Origin of the sequence: Streptomyces sp. NPDC088124, assembly GCF_040685895.1 — a bacterium.
Lineage (GTDB): Bacteria > Actinomycetota > Actinomycetes > Streptomycetales > Streptomycetaceae > Streptomyces.
Map to the genome: position 1 here is coordinate 1 of NZ_JBFBJB010000103.1, position 15,360 is coordinate 15,360.

The window sequence follows — 15,360 nt, forward strand, 5'->3', positions numbered from 1 at the left end:
CACCTCGTCCAGCGCATCCGACGCGGCCTACGGCACATCCAGTATCGCAGCGACCTCATAGACGGCTGCCTCGCCGAGACCGGCCTGACCATCAGACCCACCTGAGCAACCCGGCGACATCGCGAGTTCAACCTCAGTAACGCAGCTGCTCCCAGTCGGCTTCGGGGTGCGCGGTGACCAGCGCGTCGACCGACGCCGTGGTGAACATCGGTACGTCGACCGCCCCGGCCCGCGACGTGCCGTACCGCACCTCCCGCCACTCACTGGGGAGATCCAGCCCAGGCGGAGCATCCAGTCGAACTCGACTCGCCTCACTGCGAGATGGGCGGCGGCCGGGTCGGGGCCGAGCGGGCGGTCGGCGGCGGCCAGCGCGGCCAGATCCTCGCGCTGGCACACGGCGTCGACCTGGTCCGGGTTGATCAGCGAGCCCTCCGGGTTCCCGCTGAGTTCGGTGAGCAGGCCGCGCGCGATGAACCGGCGGACCACGAACGCGGTCACGTGCGGCCGCTCGGCGTACGCGGCCGGGTTCGGCGTCCCGAGCGCTTCGGCGATCCGGTCCGCGGCGACGCCGCCCGCGATCGGCTGACGGGGGAGTGCGGCCCGGATCGCGTCCGCGTCCATCGTCTCCACGGCGGTCCGCGACCACCGGCAGGAGGAGGCGTCCGGGGGCGGGATGAGGCCGGTGTGCCGCGCCCACCGGTAGGCCGTGATCGGCACCCGGAGGCGTCCGGCGGCCTGGCTTTCGTCGTACTCGGTGCGTCGTGCCATGGGGGATCTCCCTCTCTGCGGTCAGCCTGGAGCGGGCCGAACAAGACCGTGACAGAACATGTGAAAACCGTCAAGAAACTTCAAAGCAATGCAAGTTGGTCCTAATCGGTTAGATCCGCGCCCCCGTACGCGAGGGGGAAAGTCACCTGTTCGGGCGTCCGAGGAAATCGAGGAAGCTGCCGTGGCGGTCGGGGCCGTGGTCGCCCCGACCGTGGGCTCGGCCATGCCGCGCTCGCCCCTGGCCACTGTTCCGTCACCGGCTCCGCTGGACGCGACGTGACAGGGAATTCGAACAAGCGATCTAATGCCGGTATGGACGCAACCGACCTCCCCGACGACCTGGTGCAGACACAGCACGCCTGGAACGCCACCTACGACGCGCTCGCCGCGCCCCACTGTCGTGACACCACCGCCCTACGCCGCCGCCTGCTGCGTCTGTCCGTACGGCTGTGGTGGCACCCCTACTGGGGCACCGCCAGTTCGGTGCAGGCGGCGCGCTCCGAGTTGAGGCAGCTGGCCTGCGCCCGGGGAGTGGAGTCCACCGCGATGTCCGTCGGGTGGGAGTGGACTCCACTGAGCCTCCGCCAACCTGAAGCCGCAGCTCAAAGGGCTGGTGTGACCGGTGCTCGGGGTACTCGTGCTGGTCGTGGGCGGGAGTCCACGGAGAAAATCGTTCGTCAGCACGGTCGAGCCTGAGCCTGGCTCCTTGACCGAGCAGTAACTCGTGGCGAGGTTTGACGTCCGCTCCGCACGTCGTGCGGGAGGTTCCTCGTTCGCCGGGCTGTGCCGGATCAGCCCCGGTCTTACCTGCCCCTCAGAGACGTCTTGGCCGTCGGTCCGCCCGACGGCCAAGACGATTTTCGCGGGCGTTGATGTCCCTGTCGTGGGTCACGTGGCAGCTTTCGGACCGCTGCGGCGGCGGGGTCCGGTTCGTCGCGTCCACCGCGGGTCGCTCCGGGGCCTCACGCGCTTTCGGCGTTTGTGTACGGCGTCACGCGGCCGACGCTCTCCTTGAGGACGAGGTCGATCAGTCCGGGGAACCGCTGGTCCAGTTCTTCCTTGCGCAACGTGTTGAAGCGGCGGGTGCCAACGTCGTGCTGCCGGATGACGCCGGCCTCGCGCAGGACGCGGAAGTGGCGGGTGAGTACGGACGCGGTGACGTCCTGAGTGAAGCCGCTGCAGGCCAGACCGGGCGAGGCGGCGAGTGTGACGACGATGGTGAGCCGGGTCTCGTCGGTCAGAGCGCTCATGATCTTGAAGAGGTCGAAGTCGTCCACGTCGGGGTGGACGAGAGGGGACGAGGTGCGGCTGGCCATGGGGAAAGGGTAGCGCTCACGCTCATGTTTGCGTCGATGCGTACATAGGTTAGAGTGAAGGAGCGGGTGGGTTTCACTCCGTTATCCAACCAATTGCGCAAGAGGACCCATGTCTGTCAATATTTCAGAAGTTTCACCCGTTCCGTCGCTTTTCTCCCCTGTCTCCCTCGGGAAGATCGAGCTCGCCAACCGCGTCGTCATGGCGCCGCTGACCCGGATCCGGGCGGGTTCCTCCGGCATTCCCGGGGACCTGATGGCCGAGTACTACCGGCAGCGGGCGAGCGTCGGGCTGATCATCAGCGAGGGCACCTACCCCGACCACGCGTCGCAGGGCTGGGTCGGTGCGCCGGGCATCGCCACCGACGAGCAGGCGGCCGGCTGGCAGAAGGTGACCGAGGCGGTGCACGCCGAGGGCGGACACATCTTCCTGCAGATCATGCACGCCGGCCGCGCCAACCACCCCGACATCAACGGCGGCCGCCGCATCCTCGCCCCCAGCGCGATCGCCATCGACGGCCAGACGTTCACGCCGACGGGCCAGCAGCCCTTCGCCATGCCGGAAGCGATGACCACCGCCGAGGTCCGGGCAGCCGTGGACGACCACGTCGCAGCGGCCCGCCGGGCCGTCGAGGCGGGAGCGGACGGCGTGGAAATCCACAGCGCCAACGGCTACCTGCTCCACCAGTTCCTCGCCCCGGGCGCCAACCAGCGCACCGACGAGTACGGCGGCTCCCCCCAGAACAGGGCCCGCTTCGTCGTCGAGGTGGTCACGGCGGTCGCCCAGGCCGTCGGCCCCGAGCGGGTCGGGCTGCGGATCTCCCCGGAGATCGTCCTCTCGGACGTCTTCGAGACCGACCGGGACGACGTCCTGGCCACCTACGGCACCCTCGTGGACCAGCTGCGCCCGCTGGGCCTGGCCTACCTGTCCGTCCTGCACACAGAGCCGGGCGGCGAGCTGGTGCAGGAGCTGCGGCGGCGCTTCGACGGCAAGCTCCTCGTCAACAGCGGCTTCCTCGGTGGACAGTCCACCCGCGAGGAAGCGCTGCGGCGGATCGAGGACGGCCACGCCGACGCCGTGGTCGTGGGCCGCGCCGTCATCGCCAACCCCGACCTGGTCGCACGCTGGCAGAACGGGCACCCCGAGAATGAGCCGCGGCCGGAGCTCTTCTACGCACCCGGCGCGGAAGGTTACACCGACTACCCCTTCCTCCAGACGGCTTGAGGCCAGCCGTACCCGTCCCTACCGCAGCCCGCCAGCCCGCCAGCCCGCCAGCCCGGCGGGTTGCGCTGCCGGCGGTACGACGCGAAGGCCCGAACGGGCAGGGCGCGCTCGAACGCCACAGCCCGGGCATCCGGCAGCGGCCGGCGCGAGTCTGTACCGTCCGGCGCGACGTTCGTGACCTCGGACCAGGACTCCGGCGGGTCGACAGAACCGCCGGGCAAGACCTCTGACGCACGCACCACTTCCGGCAACCCCACCCCTTGGCGCGCGACCACATCGACCACTGCACAGGCTGGCCTGACGCGGACGGCACCAGGAGCAGGGAGTTGAACCGTCCTGTTCTTGCTCGCTACGGCCCGGCGGCCTCTACGATCCGGTGCATGCTGGATCCCGAGTTGTTGGAACGGATCACCGCCAGGCGCGCGGAATTGGACGAGCTCGAAGAGCAGCTGGCCAAGCAGCTGGCGGAGGTGCGGGCGGAGCGGGACGAACTCGCTGTCGCCGAAAGAGTTCTTGAGCGGGTGAGCGATCAGCTCGCCGACGAGCGCGCCTCGGCCGCGCCGACGCCGGGGCAGGTGGGCGGACAAGCGGTGATGCTGATTCCGCACCGCGAGCGGGGCGTGGAGGAGAATATGCTCCCGCGGGACTACCAGCGGATTCTCGCTGCTGTGCGGCAGGCCGCCGGACCGGTCATGGCCCGTGAGGTCGGCGAGGTGGTGGGGGTGGACGTCAGCGTGAAGGCCAAGCTCGAACCGCTACGCAGCAAGCTGATCAAACTCGTCGATCGCGGCTGGCTGCGGAAACTGCCCGACGGCCGGTTCACCACCCGCCTGTGAACAGGAACGCCGCCACTCGAAACGGCTTGGAACAGGCGTAACCGGCTCACCTCCGACGGCCGTTGGAACTGTGTGACGAACACCAAAGAGCTCACCGAGGACACCTTCCCGCTCGTCTACCAGTGTCGTCTGCCGCTGTCCACGCGCACCGTCAACCACCTCGCCGATCTGCTGCGCCATCTGAAGGCGATCCGGTCCCGGTGGCGGATCCTGCCGCCGGGGGAGATCGCGGTGATCGTGCTGGCCGTACTGCGTCACGACCAGCGCCTGGTCGACATGGCCGGCGGCAACAACGTGTCTGAGTCCACCGTCCGCCGCTGGCGCGACGAACTGATCGGACTGCTCTCCGCCCAGGCGCCACGCCTGGACCGCGCCCTAACGAAGGTCGCCAAGCAGGGCGGTGAGGTGGTTCTGATCGACGGCGCCCTCATCCGTACTCAACGCCGCGCCGGCAAAGCTGACCGGCGCAACTACTCCGGCAAGCACCACAGCCACGGCCTGCACTTCCTCGCCCTGACCGACGAGAGGGGCCGCCTGATCTGGATATCCGCCGCCCGGCCCGGCCGCACCCACGACAACACCGCCGCCCGCCACGACCACATCCTGGCCCACCTGCCCACCTGCCCACCTGCCCACCTGCCCACCTGCGCACCTCTGGCCTCGGAGCACTGGCCGACCTCGGCTTCCGCGGCCTGGACAACGATATCCTCGACCCCGTGATCGTCACCGGCTACACCGCCAGCCGCACCCACGAGCTCACCCCGGGCCAGAAGACAGCCAACCGCGTCCTCGCCGTCGGACGCGCACCAGTCGAGTACGGCTTCGCCCACCTCAAAAACTGGCGGACCCTCACCAAACTCCGCACCGTTCCCACCCGCGCCACCCGACTCCTGCGCGCCCTGCTTGTCCTGACGAACATCGAAGTCAACCGCTGACGGATGATCTTCTCCGTGGACCTACGCCCGCGACCAGTACGAGCACCCCACGAACCGATCACACCAGCCCTTTGACCTGCTACTTCAAGTTGGCGGAGGCTCACTCTCATGAGCACTGGCCGGTGGGGGAGTGGGACCACCCGGCATCCGGTGCGCGCACGCGATGTCGACGATGTACGGCATCGCGCGCACCGAACGCGCACTGACGATGCCAGACGGAGCACTTCGCCCGGATCAAAGCCGAACGCATTGCGCAGCGCGAGGCGGAGGAAACCGCGGCGCGGGAGGCGGCCAAAGCGGAGGCGAAGAAGAACCGCGGCCTGTTCCGCCTCCGGTAGCCGCAGGCAAGCCCAAGGTAACCCTGGGCAAGCCGCCGCGACCCGTGGGCAAGCCACCCTCGGACGGCGGCTTGCCCACCCCGGCCGGGGCGCGCTGAGGTGGGCAAGCCGGGCCGGGACACCCCGGCCGGGGACGTGGAGGAGGAACCGGTGCGCAGTTTCGAGACGGGCCAGACCGTCGTGCGACGCGATGTCCACCGCACGGGCCGGGTGTGGAGCGAGCAGGCGCTGCGCGTCCTCGCCGACACCGGCGAGGCGCTGGTGACCGCCTGCGCGCCCGGAGCGCAGGCCCGCTGGCGCTCTTGATGGCTGGCTGTCAATCCACCGGACGCACACCCTGCCACGAAGCAGCCCTCCACTCGCGCTCGAAGCGCGGCACCTGCTTGCTCTGCACGTGATACGGGGCGGTCACCATCAGCTCTTCGACCGTTGGCAGCTCTGCCCCCCGGCGTAGCATCCACGTTCGGACCCGGCCGTAGCGCTCGTCGATCTCGACGGGACGACCGTGACGCTCGGAGACAGCGCGCAGCCGACGGCCCAAAGCAGAGGAGCGGCCCATGCGGACCCGCTCCACCGAACGCATCGGCCGACCGCGCCGGGTGGGATCCGTCTTCGAGACCGGCAGGATGCGCCGCACGTGGTACAACGCCCACGGACAGGTGAGCTCCTTTTCGAAGGCGGCAAGAACGGGCCGGTCGTCGATTCGGCCGGGGTCGAACTGCTCCAGCAGCGATCGGCGGCCGAACAGCTTCGCCTGCGGGTTGAGGCTGACCGACGTGTACTCCAGGCGCAGCACCCGCCCCGCGATCTCAGGATGGGCCCGCATCCGGGCCAGGTGCGTGTCCATAGCTCCCCTGGACACCGGGAAGCAACAGAAGCTGCAGTAACTCTTCTCCCAGGTCACACCGAACCGCTCGTACAGGAACGTCTCGCACCGCGCGCCCCCACGCCCAGTCGATCAAGGGATACAGGCCCTGGCGCAGCGGGTTCTTGCTCGCGACCTGGTCCCGCAGACTGCGGCCGACCTCGTCGGCGTTGAACCCCATGACCTGCCGGAACGGCCGGTCACCGATCTCCCGCTCGATCCAGGCGTCTCCGACTTCGCCCTTGGCGTGCAGGCTGCAGAGCCGAATGCCGCCCTGCTGGGGAACCGTACCGCCCGCCTCGTACTCGTCCCACATCGTCCAAGGACCCCGCTCGATGAGATTCTCGGGCTGGCGGGAATCGTTCATGACCCCGATTTCCAGCCCACGACTGGCGCGGGCGACCTGAACGAGCCGGACACGGCGCTCGCGAAGGAGTGGCAGCACGTACTGCTCGGCGTGAGCGCGGGTGGTCGGCCACTCGTCGCCGGTGAGCTGGTGCAACACCACGGTGCGGGCCAGGTCGACGCCGCAGGCAGCCGGGTCGTCCAGCATTTTCACCAGGTACGCGGTCGAGTCGACCCCCAGCCCCCAGCTGATGACCAGTTCGACGCCCTCGCCGCCGCGACGGGGCATGGCGTTCATGCGACCACACCCCTACGACCGGCTTTCGGGTAGGGATACGAGGTCACACTGATCAGCCGACGGGTGTATGGCCCAACACAGGTCGCGTACCGGTGCTTGCCCCGATGGGCAACAGACCTCGCCCCAACGGTCTGCAGGGCCTCCTGCAGCCACGCCCGGCCCGGCTCGCCAGCCCCACGGCTCCGCGCGCCGAGGGCGAGCAGGCGCCGCTCGACTCCTCCGCGGCCCCGCTCGTCGTCGCGGATCTTGGACAGCGCCCGGTCGGAAGCGCGCAGGTTCGCAGATTCCTGGAGGGGAGCGAGCGAGAACCCACGCGCCGGTCTGCCGATTTGGGAGCCCTGACGCGCGGGTTCTGCATGCTGATGGCGATTCTTGGAGATGGGCCTGATCGCGCATCCGTGAGAGCTGCGGTCGATGCACCGTCGGCTGGAGTCAGCGGCGCTATGCGACGCAGTTCGAGGGCAAAAGTCGGGCGAGCCAGTCGGTGCGGGTTCGGCGGGATGTGGTCGAGATGTGTGCCTGCGGGTACAGGGCGTCGAAGCCGTGGAAGCCGCCCGCCCAGACGTGGAGTTCGGCCTGGCCACCCACCGCCCAGATACGGGTGGCGTAGTCGGTGGCCTCGTCACGGAAGACCTCGGCGGAGCCGGTGTCGACGTAGGTGGTCGGCAGGCCCGAGAGATCCTCGGCCAACGCCGGCGAGACGTATTCGGACACCGCGGCGTCGGTGAGGTCGCCGAGGACCGAGCCCCATCCGAACGCGTTCATCTCACCGGTCCAGACGCCGGGCACGCCGGAGTACTGGCGGCTGGAGGTGGTGGTGTTGCGGTGGTCGAGCATGGGGCAGATCAGCATCTGCGCGGCGATCGCCGGGCTGTCGAGGTCGCGGGCCAGCAGGGTGACGCCGGCAGCGAGGCCGCCTCCCGCGCTGGCGCCCGCGACGACGATCCGGGCAGGGTCGATGCCCAGCTCGGCGGCATGTTCAGCGACCCAGAGCAATCCCCGGTAGCAGTCGTCGACCAGGACGGTGCCGGTGGCCTCCGGCGCGAGCCGGTAGTCCACGGAGACCACGACCCCGCCGAACTGGTCGAGCCACTCCAGCGGGATGTCGATCTGGGAGAAGCGGTCGCCCATGACCATCCCGCCGCCGTGGATCCAGTAGATGCAGGGTGCGGCGGTGGTGCGATCGGTGTTCGCAGGGCTGAGGACCGACAGAGGGATCGGGGCACCGTCCTTGGCGGGCACGGTGATCTCGCGCCGGTCGACCTGCCGGTGTTCGAGGAGGGATTCGATGGGTGTCGAGGGGAGTTGGCGCAGTTGCGCGAGGACTTCCGGGTTGAGCCGGGACATGAGGGGCATGTCGGCCAGGAGCTCACGCAGTTCGGGGTCCAGGGCGGGTCGTGCCATGGTCATGGTCGTTGCCTTTCGTGGGTGGTGCCGGACGGTCGGGCGAGGAGGGTGCCGCCTCGGCGGGCGCCGAGGCGGCAGGCCGGGGGATTGATCGGGGCTAGAAGGCGGCCTTGCCGCGGAGGGGGACGTAGTCGGTGTACTCGGGCTCCTTGGCCAGCAGCAGGTCGATCTGCGTCACGATGGTCTGGGCGGCCTCACCGGCGAAGATCCGGTGATGGTCGTCCTCGCTGGTCCAGCCCTCGGTGACGTGGACGACGTCGGGATCGGACGCGGAGCGGGAGACCAGGTAGACGACGCAGTGTTCGTTCGCGCCGGGGCTTCCCTCGTTCAGGCCGGTCAGCAGCAGGTCGACCAGCCGGTCGCCCATGCCGGGCCTGGCGGTCAGGGTGGCGCTGAAGCCATAGTTGGCGATCATGGTTGACCTCTCGGTCGGCGGTGGAGTTCGGTGATTCCATTAAAGCGAGCTGACCTGCAGAAACGTTAGAACGATGGTCGCCCGCACTTGCACGATCCTCGCGAGTACGGGAGCCATGGCCCGCAACGGTGCTGCAATGGACGCATGCACCTCGAAGAGCTCCGCACCCTCCTGGCCCGGCACGCGCGCACCGACTGGACCACCGCCATCGACGGCGTCCTCGTCTCGAAGGTCGACCGCCCGGACCCGCCGGCCCCGTCCATGTCCGGCATGGTGCTGGCGGTCATCGCCCAGGGCGCCAAACGACTCGCTCTCGGCGACCGGGTCTACGAGTACGGTCCCGGGCAGTACCTGGTCGCATCCGTCGACCTGCCGGTCACCGGACAGTTCACCCAGGCCGCCCCCAAACAGCCGGCGCTCGGCTTCGGGCTCACACTGGACCCGTCCGCCGTCGCCGAGTTGCTCCTCCAGGCCGGCCCCGGTGACGCCCCGCGCGCCGGCGGAGGCACGCCGTCGGGAATCGCCGTCAGCGATGCCCCGCCCGCGCTGCTCGACGCGGTGGTCCGGCTGCTGCGGCTGCTCGACGAGCCCCGCGACCGGGCCGTACTGGCCCCGCTGGTCAAACGCGAGATCCTGTGGCGCCTGATCACCAGCGAGCAGGGGACGACGGTCCGCCAGCTCGGCCTCGCCGACAGCAGCCTCAGCCATGTCTCCCGGGCCGTGCGCTGGATCCGCGAGAACTACGCGCAGCCCTTCCGGGTCGAGGACGTGGCCCGGATGTCCGGTATGAGCGCCTCCGCCTTCTACCGCAACTTCCAGGCGGTGACCGCGATGAGCCCCATCCAGTTCCAGAAACAGATCCGGCTGCAGGAAGCCCGGCTGCTGCTCGCCACCCACCCGGGCGATGTCACCGGAGTCGGCCAACGCGTCGGCTACGACAACCCCTCCCAGTTCAGCCGGGAGTACCGCCGCCAGTTCGGCGCGCCGCCCAGCCGGGACGCCGCTCGCCTGCGTGATGCCGTGAGCGCCCCCACCGGTGTCCTGCCCTGAGCGGGGATGCAACTGCGGAGGAGGATTACGCAAGGGGGAGCGAGGATAGTTCTACTATTCTCGCAGGTCAGAGCGATTCAATGGGATTACCAGTTATTCTGCGGAGCAGGAAAATGTCTGTGCTTCGCGGATCCGGATCCCATCACATCGCCGAGGGGCGCAGCATGAAGACAGTTCTGATCACGGGTACGTCGTCCGGATACGGCCGGGAGACCGCCCTCCACTTCCACGCGCAGGGGTGGAACGTCATCGCCACGATGCGCACCCACCGCGCGGGCGTCCTGCCCGAGTCGGACCGGCTCCGCGTCGTCGAACTCGACGTGACCAAGCCCGCGAGCATCGCCGCCGCGCTCGAGGCGGCGGGACCCATCGACGTCCTGGTCAACAATGCGGGCGTCCCCTCGATCAGCGTGTTCGAGGGCACCCCCATGGCCCAGGTACGGGAGGTGTTCGAGACCAACACCTTCGGTGTGATGGCGACCACGCAGGCGGTGCTGCCCCGGTTCCGCGAGCGCGGCTCCGGCGTGGTGGTCAACGTGACCTCCAGCGTGGTGCTGGGCCACATGCCGCTCTCAGCCGTCTACAAGGCGAGCAAGATGGCCGTCGAGGGGTTCACCTCGTCCCTCGCGCTCGAACTCGCGCCCTTCGGTGTGCAGGCGAAGACGGTCGAGCCGGGCGCCTGCCTGACGACGAACTTCGCCGCCAGGGCGACGAACGGCGCCTCACTGGACGAACTGGTCCCGGCGCCCTACGCACCGTGGGCGAAGAAGGCCATGGACTCCTTCACAGGCCAGGACCTGTTCACCAAGGAGACCGACGTCGCCGAGGCGGTGTGGCGAGCCGTGCACGACACGACCGGCCAGCTGCGATTCCCGGCCGGTCCCGACGCGGTCTGGCTCGCCCAGGCGAAGTGACCAACCAGCAGGCAAGGTGACGCGTACTGACGCCAGAAGCCGGCCCCGCGCACACGCGAGGCCGGGCCGCCCTTCCACGTGACGCCTACCGAGGTAGCTTGGCTGTTCGCTCCGGGTGGGCGGCGCCGACGTAGCGCATGGCGGTCTGCTCGGTGATGCCGAACAGCCGCATCAGCTTGAGGGGGTCAGCGCTCTCGAATGCCTCGTTGAGCATCCGGTCCTGACGCAGGCCGTTCAGGGTCAGGCCCTTAGGGAGGGCCGCGCGCAGGGTGCCGATATTGACGGCCGGGTGGTCGGGATCGACAGCGGTCTTCTGGCTGACCAGCAGGTGGGGGTTGGCCGAGGCGAGGTCGCCCCGGGGCCGGTCCCCGTGGCGACCGCCCTATGTTCAGTCGGTGTACTGGTGAGCGGTCCGTCTTGTGGGTTCGAAGGCCGTTGTCCGGAACGCTGCGGATGGTCTCGCTTTGCCGGTGAAGTCACCCAGGCCGCCCACCGTGCGTGGGCGGCCGCTGTACGGGCAGCAGGTCAGCAAGACGAGCCGTCGTCGGACGAACCCTTCTGGTCCCTGTGATCGTCGCCGTTGGATGCCGGAGTGCTGGCGCCCGGCCCCTCAGTGCTGGCGGGTGCTGTGCCGTCGGTGGGAGGAACGTCGTCGGAGGGGAAAGAACGGTCGTCCAGGGTGATGGTGACTGGCTGGCCCTGTGGGGTGAGACGGGCCAGGCGCGCGCGGATCCGTTCGTAGAGGGTGCCTGCCAGCTCCAGGTCACCGTCCCCGTCGCGGGCGGTGTTTCCGACGGCGTGCAGGCTGATCAGCAGGGCGATCAGGGAGCGCCCGGACAGGGCGACCCGGATCCGCTCGTTGCCTTCGTCTGTGACTTGCGCCGGTACGCGGAAGTGGGGGTGGCGACCGGCCTGGGCGGTGATGAACTCCCAGACGTCGCGGTGACAGAGCAGGTCGGCGGAGGATACCCGGGCGGCCTCCTTGAGCAGCTTGCTGTGTTCCGTGCTCACCTCTGGGACCACGGACTTCTCATCGGGCTGGGGGCGCAACTGCTCCAGCCCGGCCCGCAGGCCGATGGTCTCTTCCCTGAGGGCAGCGAGCTCGGCGCGGGCTTCCTGCCGGGCTTCCTCCAGATGCCCGCGCAGTTCCTGGACCGCCTCCCGCAGGTGTGCCCGTACGTCATCCCTGAGGGCGGTGGCTTCGTCGCGCTGGCTGTTCTGCTTTTCCGCCAGGAAGGCGGACAGCGGGGCAAGTTCTTCGGCGAGGACATCGCGGACGGCCTGCTGGATGAGGTCCACCGGCAGCCTGGCGTCGCCCGGGGGTTCGCTGTCGTGGCCGTCGCGCTGGGCGGGGATTGCGCCGCGGTCGGGATCCCCCGGGAGTTCGCCGTGCACCGTGGCGGTGGCCACCGGGGCCCGCTCCGATGCCGCAGTGAGGACCCCGGAGACTTCAGGGCCCGGCGCGTACGCAGGGATGCCGGCCTCCGTACCCGAAAGCGGGGTGAGCTGTTCGAGCGACGCCCTCACGTCGCGGATTTCGGCCCGCAGCCCAGCGACGGCCTGACGGACCTCCGCATTCAACATCTCCCCACCGGCAGACAGCCGGTCCCTCGCCTCACGGAGGTTGGTACGCATCCGTCCGAGTTCCTCGACCACCGAACGGGAGGTCTCCTGCTGCGCCGCCTGCCCGCTCGCCTCCAGCTTCTCGACGCTCTTGCCGAGTGCGTCACGCAGATCGTTGCCCGTATTCGTGACGGCGGTGTGCAGCATCCCCAGAGTTGTGGCGAAGTCCGTATCGGTACCCCGAGCCATCGGCCCCCCTTTTTTGTGATTACATTAAGCAACCAAGCGTGTTCTTTGTGTATATTGTCCGAGCCTCCCTGGTGTTGCGGGGTAATCGCGCCAACTCGCCCTGCAACAGCACTATCTGGCCGCGCGAGAGCCGAAAACGGTCAGTCAAAAGCGCCGCTGGAAACCGAGTTCCGGCGTAGGGACTCGATCTGGAAGAAGACGCTGTCCAGCAGGGCGTCGCCGGCCGGAAACGGTCCAGCGGCTGACCGCGGCGGCCCCCAGTGCGCTGGCGGCATGCCGAGGGATGCCGTTCTGGAGAGAAGGGGCATGTTCACCCAACGTCGCGATCGAGTCGGGAGAACACGGTCCATGGGCCTCGCCCTGGGTCCCCACGCCTGCAACGTCGGGCCGGCCGGCGATTAAGCGACCGCCGTGTCAGCGCAGTCGACAACTTCCACTCGCAGGTAACAAAGGGTCATCACTTGCATGCCATGTGTTGCCTGTGAGGTGCTAGGTTACGCCAACGGGGTGAGCAGCGGGCCGGTCGTGGGGATGACGGCAGCCGCCGACGCCGTAAGCCGTCGTGGCTATCCTGCCCGCCAGGGCAGGACACGGATCGTCAGTACAGGCTCGACCGCAAGCGGGGGAACGTGGCGCAAGCAGGGTCGCACTCGGCGGCAGGCCAGATGACCGGATACCTCTACCAGTGTGAACTGGCCCTGCTGGAACTCGCCCGGCGCAGCTGGGACGACATCACGGTCGAAGTCCGTATGGAAGTTCTCGACGACATCGAGTTCCTGCGCGAACAGACCAAAGATCCACACGAACTGCTGCAGTCCAAACACCGTGAAAAGGCCGGGCGGTTGAGTGAGACCGGCAAGGACTTCTGGCGTTCCGTCGCCTCGTGGATCGACGCACTGAGCACGCTGGAGCGCTTGTCCGCCGGGACCATGCCGATGCTCCGGCTGGTCACCACCCGGTCCCGGCGTCGAAGTACAGGGTGAAGAACCAAGATCGGTCTGCTGCCACGATGTTGCCGGTACGCAGTTGCTCGTCGCGGTGCCGAGCGCGGAGGATTTCAATGCTCTCGTCGAGGCCGAGGGTCGTCAGGCCGATTTTCAACGACCGTCTCAGCCTTGTCGCAGCGATACCGAGGACCATCCACTGTGGTGGCTGTCCGTCGTAGAGCACTACCTCGCCGCCGGCGGCGATGGCGTCGCGTGCTGCCTTGCAGGCACTGGTCTGGCCCTTGAGTATCACGGTGATGTCGGGCTGACTTGGGTTCTCGTCCTCGGTGGCCATGCGGTGACTGTAGGGAGCGAACGCGGACGTTGCTATGGGATTCGGCGTGGCCTGCGCGGGGCCGTTGGGCCGCCGGAGCGGTCAGGACCGCTTACCCAGCGGAGGTTGTCCGTCGATGAGGATGCTTACTTCGCGCCGATGGCTGCAGCCTGCGTGCGGCATCGTTCCAGCCCGGCAGTCACCTCTTCGCGGTCCGGGCCGTCCTGGCTGGCCAGGAGTTCGCCAGCCGCGGTCATGGCGGCCCAGAAATCGGGTGGTGAGCCCCGCCCGTCCCGGAACCGGGTCTTGGCGAAGTAGAGGAAGATCTTCACGAACTCCCCGGCGCGAAACCACGCGAGCAGGCCACCGGGATAGCCTCCGCGGGCACCAGCGGCGGTTCCCAACAGGTCCCTGATGCGCTCCTCGTGTTCTTCAAGCACTCGGTCCACGATGAAGACATGCCCGAACCTGAGGACGAAGGCGAGGTCCTCCTCCTCACCCACCGCGAAGTCTGAGAAGAATGGCTCGACCTCGCGGAGCCGGGCCTCGGCGTCAGTCCGGGACACACCCAGGGCCAAGCACACGGCCAACACACAGACACCCCACTTGCCGGTCCTCACAGCCAGCTCGGCGAAGACCTCCTCAGCGCTCTGCCCTGCGGCGAGCATCTCCTGCGCCTCCAGAACCAGCGCGCCGTCGCCCTCCCCATGACTCATGGCGAGAGGCTACCGCGAGGTGCGATGGCCGAGTCGGCCGCGATCCCCTCGCTCACGGTGACCACGGTGTGGGCCGGCGGCCGCGTGTACTACCCGCTGCAAGCGACTCCCTGCACCCCCGCCCACCATTTCGCCCGCGGCCGCTCCGACCCGGCCTTCCGTACGAAACCGCAGCCGGTTGCTGCCCTCGCGGAACGCGGGAAGGAGGCGGGCTTCGGCTGCCGGGCGGTGGTCGCCGACTGCCCTACTCCGTCAGCGACGACTGGTACCTCGCACTACGGGAGGCCGACCTGGCCTAACGTGGTCGCCCTCAAGCCGCACCGCGGCACCTGGGCCCCGGCCGACCAGCCGCACACCCCCATCGACGCCGCACACGCCCTGGCCTGGCGCGATGCCAAGCGTCCAGGCGATTGGACACCCGTCAAGCGTCACCTCCGCGACGGGCACACCGAGACCTGGTGGGCCGCTGATGCCCACCTGGGCGGCTACGGTCCCGACTCACCCTGCCGGCTGGTCGTGGCCACCACCGACCCGGCAGGTCTGCCGGAGAAGGCCACCTGGTACCTGGCCACCAGCCTGCCCCACCCCGACGCGCCCGCCGGCCGACCTCGCCGAGATCGTCCGCCTCTACGGCCCGCGGCCGTGGATCGAGCAGAGCTACAAGCAGGTCAAGGACGAACTGGGCTGGGCCGACTTCCAAGTCCGCTCCGACCGCGCCATCCGCCGCCATCAGACCCTGGTCAACTGCGCCTTCTCCTTCTGCTGGGACTAGGCCGTGTTTTAGGAAGCGCGGGCGGCCAGCCATTTGGTGAGGTCGCCCGCGATCTGGTTGATGGCGGTCTCGACGCTGACGTCGTGCTCGC

17 protein-coding genes and 3 pseudogenes are annotated in these 15,360 nt (G+C 68.8%); 11 read left to right on the top strand and 9 right to left on the bottom strand.

The genetic code is table 11. The annotated features are described in order from the left end of the window. Together AB0P17_RS42175 and AB0P17_RS42180 are read left to right on the top strand one after the other, a co-directional pair. Positions 1-105, top strand: a pseudogene (locus AB0P17_RS42175) (IS630 family transposase); the annotation flags it as partial. 975 nt (positions 106-1,080) lie between these two features. After that, positions 1,081-1,290, top strand: a pseudogene (locus AB0P17_RS42180) (hypothetical protein); the annotation flags it as partial. 440 nt (positions 1,291-1,730) lie between these two features. On the opposite strand, the gene AB0P17_RS42185 reads toward AB0P17_RS42180, so the two are convergent. Beyond that, positions 1,731-2,084: a helix-turn-helix transcriptional regulator gene (locus tag AB0P17_RS42185; RefSeq protein ID WP_365820259.1), complete on the bottom strand. Its 354-nt coding sequence runs from the start codon at positions 2,082-2,084 to the stop codon at positions 1,731-1,733. Between the two features lie 109 nt (positions 2,085-2,193). Here AB0P17_RS42185 and AB0P17_RS42190 point away from each other — a divergent pair, with 109 nt between their 5' ends. The 5 genes from AB0P17_RS42190 (at position 2,194) to AB0P17_RS42210 (ending at position 5,721) form a co-directional block, all read left to right on the top strand. Next, positions 2,194-3,306: an alkene reductase gene (locus AB0P17_RS42190; protein WP_365820261.1), complete on the top strand. Its 1,113-nt coding sequence runs from the start codon at positions 2,194-2,196 to the stop codon at positions 3,304-3,306. 380 nt (positions 3,307-3,686) lie between these two features. Beyond that, positions 3,687-4,142, top strand: a complete 456-nt coding sequence (locus tag AB0P17_RS42195; protein ID WP_365820263.1) for a hypothetical protein — start codon at positions 3,687-3,689, stop codon at positions 4,140-4,142. A gap of 72 nt (positions 4,143-4,214) precedes the next feature. Continuing rightward, entirely contained in the window at positions 4,215-4,862 is a 648-nt protein-coding gene (locus tag AB0P17_RS42200) for a transposase family protein (RefSeq protein ID WP_365820265.1), read from the top strand. Beyond that, positions 4,859-5,077 (top strand): transposase family protein, encoded by a 219-nt coding sequence (locus AB0P17_RS42205; RefSeq protein ID WP_365820267.1) that lies wholly within the window; start codon positions 4,859-4,861, stop codon positions 5,075-5,077. Before AB0P17_RS42200 ends, AB0P17_RS42205 begins: the two co-directional genes overlap by 4 nt. Before the next feature lie 488 nt (positions 5,078-5,565). Then, a complete protein-coding gene (locus AB0P17_RS42210) occupies positions 5,566-5,721 on the top strand; it encodes a hypothetical protein (protein WP_365820269.1) in 156 nt (51 codons plus the stop codon). 10 nt (positions 5,722-5,731) lie between these two features. On the opposite strand, the gene AB0P17_RS42215 is transcribed toward AB0P17_RS42210, so the two are convergent. The 4 genes from AB0P17_RS42215 to AB0P17_RS42230 all read right to left on the bottom strand — a co-directional run bounded on the left by AB0P17_RS42215 (position 5,732) and on the right by AB0P17_RS42230 (position 8,745). Further along, positions 5,732-6,262 carry a hypothetical protein gene (locus tag AB0P17_RS42215; protein ID WP_365820271.1) on the bottom strand — a complete coding sequence of 177 codons (531 nt, stop codon included), beginning with the start codon at positions 6,260-6,262 and terminating at the stop codon, positions 5,732-5,734. Next, positions 6,225-6,923: a hypothetical protein gene (locus AB0P17_RS42220; protein WP_365820273.1), complete on the bottom strand. Its 699-nt coding sequence runs from the start codon at positions 6,921-6,923 to the stop codon at positions 6,225-6,227. The genes AB0P17_RS42215 and AB0P17_RS42220 overlap by 38 nt, the downstream gene beginning before the upstream one ends. A gap of 441 nt (positions 6,924-7,364) precedes the next feature. After that, positions 7,365-8,333, bottom strand: a complete 969-nt coding sequence (locus AB0P17_RS42225) for an alpha/beta hydrolase (protein ID WP_365820275.1) — start codon at positions 8,331-8,333, stop codon at positions 7,365-7,367. Between the two features lie 94 nt (positions 8,334-8,427). Next, on the bottom strand, positions 8,428-8,745 hold the full coding sequence (locus AB0P17_RS42230) for an antibiotic biosynthesis monooxygenase (RefSeq protein ID WP_365820277.1): 318 nt from the start codon (positions 8,743-8,745) through the stop codon (positions 8,428-8,430). Between the two features lie 144 nt (positions 8,746-8,889). Between AB0P17_RS42230 and AB0P17_RS42235 the strand changes: the two genes are divergently transcribed. Together AB0P17_RS42235 and AB0P17_RS42240 are read left to right on the top strand one after the other, a co-directional pair. Then, a complete protein-coding gene (locus tag AB0P17_RS42235) occupies positions 8,890-9,795 on the top strand; it encodes an AraC family transcriptional regulator (RefSeq protein WP_365820279.1) in 906 nt (301 codons plus the stop codon). A gap of 164 nt (positions 9,796-9,959) precedes the next feature. Further along, the gene (locus tag AB0P17_RS42240; protein ID WP_365820281.1) at positions 9,960-10,709 is read left to right on the top strand and encodes an SDR family oxidoreductase; all 750 of its coding nucleotides are present in this window, start codon (positions 9,960-9,962) and stop codon (positions 10,707-10,709) included. An 85-nt stretch (positions 10,710-10,794) separates the two neighbouring features. Here AB0P17_RS42240 and AB0P17_RS42245 read toward each other — a convergent pair. After that, positions 10,795-11,055 (bottom strand): annotated as a pseudogene (locus AB0P17_RS42245) (hypothetical protein); the annotation flags it as partial. A 179-nt stretch (positions 11,056-11,234) separates the two neighbouring features. Further along, on the bottom strand, positions 11,235-12,521 hold the full coding sequence (locus AB0P17_RS42250; RefSeq protein WP_365820283.1) for a hypothetical protein: 1,287 nt from the start codon (positions 12,519-12,521) through the stop codon (positions 11,235-11,237). Between the two features lie 665 nt (positions 12,522-13,186). On the opposite strand from AB0P17_RS42250, the gene AB0P17_RS42255 reads away from it, so the two are divergent. Next, a complete protein-coding gene (locus tag AB0P17_RS42255; RefSeq protein WP_365820285.1) occupies positions 13,187-13,504 on the top strand; it encodes a hypothetical protein in 318 nt (105 codons plus the stop codon). Here AB0P17_RS42255 and AB0P17_RS42260 read toward each other — a convergent pair. Beyond that, complete coding sequence (locus AB0P17_RS42260; RefSeq protein WP_365820287.1) at positions 13,470-13,802, bottom strand: hypothetical protein; 333 nt, start codon at positions 13,800-13,802, stop codon at positions 13,470-13,472. The genes AB0P17_RS42255 and AB0P17_RS42260 overlap by 35 nt on opposite strands. 125 nt (positions 13,803-13,927) lie before the next feature. After that, complete coding sequence (locus AB0P17_RS42265) at positions 13,928-14,497, bottom strand: hypothetical protein (protein WP_365820289.1); 570 nt, start codon at positions 14,495-14,497, stop codon at positions 13,928-13,930. 469 nt (positions 14,498-14,966) lie between these two features. On the opposite strand from AB0P17_RS42265, the gene AB0P17_RS42270 reads away from it, so the two are divergent. After that, positions 14,967-15,269, top strand: a complete 303-nt coding sequence (locus AB0P17_RS42270; RefSeq protein ID WP_365820291.1) for a hypothetical protein — start codon at positions 14,967-14,969, stop codon at positions 15,267-15,269. The last annotated feature ends 91 nt before the right edge of the window (positions 15,270-15,360 follow it).

Bases quoted from the DNA above. Each gene is read 5' to 3' on its own strand.
- AB0P17_RS42250 (WP_365820283.1), bottom strand. From the start codon at position 12,521: ATGGCTCGGGGTACCGATACGGACTTCGCCACAACTCTGGGGATGCTG.
- AB0P17_RS42185 (WP_365820259.1), bottom strand. From the start codon at position 2,084: ATGGCCAGCCGCACCTCGTCCCCTCTCGTCCACCCCGACGTGGACGAC.
- AB0P17_RS42220 (WP_365820273.1), bottom strand. From the start codon at position 6,923: ATGAACGCCATGCCCCGTCGCGGCGGCGAGGGCGTCGAACTGGTCATC.
- AB0P17_RS42235 (WP_365820279.1), top strand. From the start codon at position 8,890: ATGCACCTCGAAGAGCTCCGCACCCTCCTGGCCCGGCACGCGCGCACC.
- AB0P17_RS42230 (WP_365820277.1), bottom strand. From the start codon at position 8,745: ATGATCGCCAACTATGGCTTCAGCGCCACCCTGACCGCCAGGCCCGGC.
- AB0P17_RS42240 (WP_365820281.1), top strand. From the start codon at position 9,960: ATGAAGACAGTTCTGATCACGGGTACGTCGTCCGGATACGGCCGGGAG.
- AB0P17_RS42270 (WP_365820291.1), top strand. From the start codon at position 14,967: ATGCCCACCTGGGCGGCTACGGTCCCGACTCACCCTGCCGGCTGGTCG.
- AB0P17_RS42255 (WP_365820285.1), top strand. From the start codon at position 13,187: ATGACCGGATACCTCTACCAGTGTGAACTGGCCCTGCTGGAACTCGCC.
- AB0P17_RS42195 (WP_365820263.1), top strand. From the start codon at position 3,687: ATGCTGGATCCCGAGTTGTTGGAACGGATCACCGCCAGGCGCGCGGAA.
- AB0P17_RS42265 (WP_365820289.1), bottom strand. From the start codon at position 14,497: ATGAGTCATGGGGAGGGCGACGGCGCGCTGGTTCTGGAGGCGCAGGAG.
- AB0P17_RS42215 (WP_365820271.1), bottom strand. From the start codon at position 6,262: ATGGACACGCACCTGGCCCGGATGCGGGCCCATCCTGAGATCGCGGGG.
- AB0P17_RS42260 (WP_365820287.1), bottom strand. From the start codon at position 13,802: ATGGCCACCGAGGACGAGAACCCAAGTCAGCCCGACATCACCGTGATA.
- AB0P17_RS42225 (WP_365820275.1), bottom strand. From the start codon at position 8,333: ATGACCATGGCACGACCCGCCCTGGACCCCGAACTGCGTGAGCTCCTG.
- AB0P17_RS42190 (WP_365820261.1), top strand. From the start codon at position 2,194: ATGTCTGTCAATATTTCAGAAGTTTCACCCGTTCCGTCGCTTTTCTCC.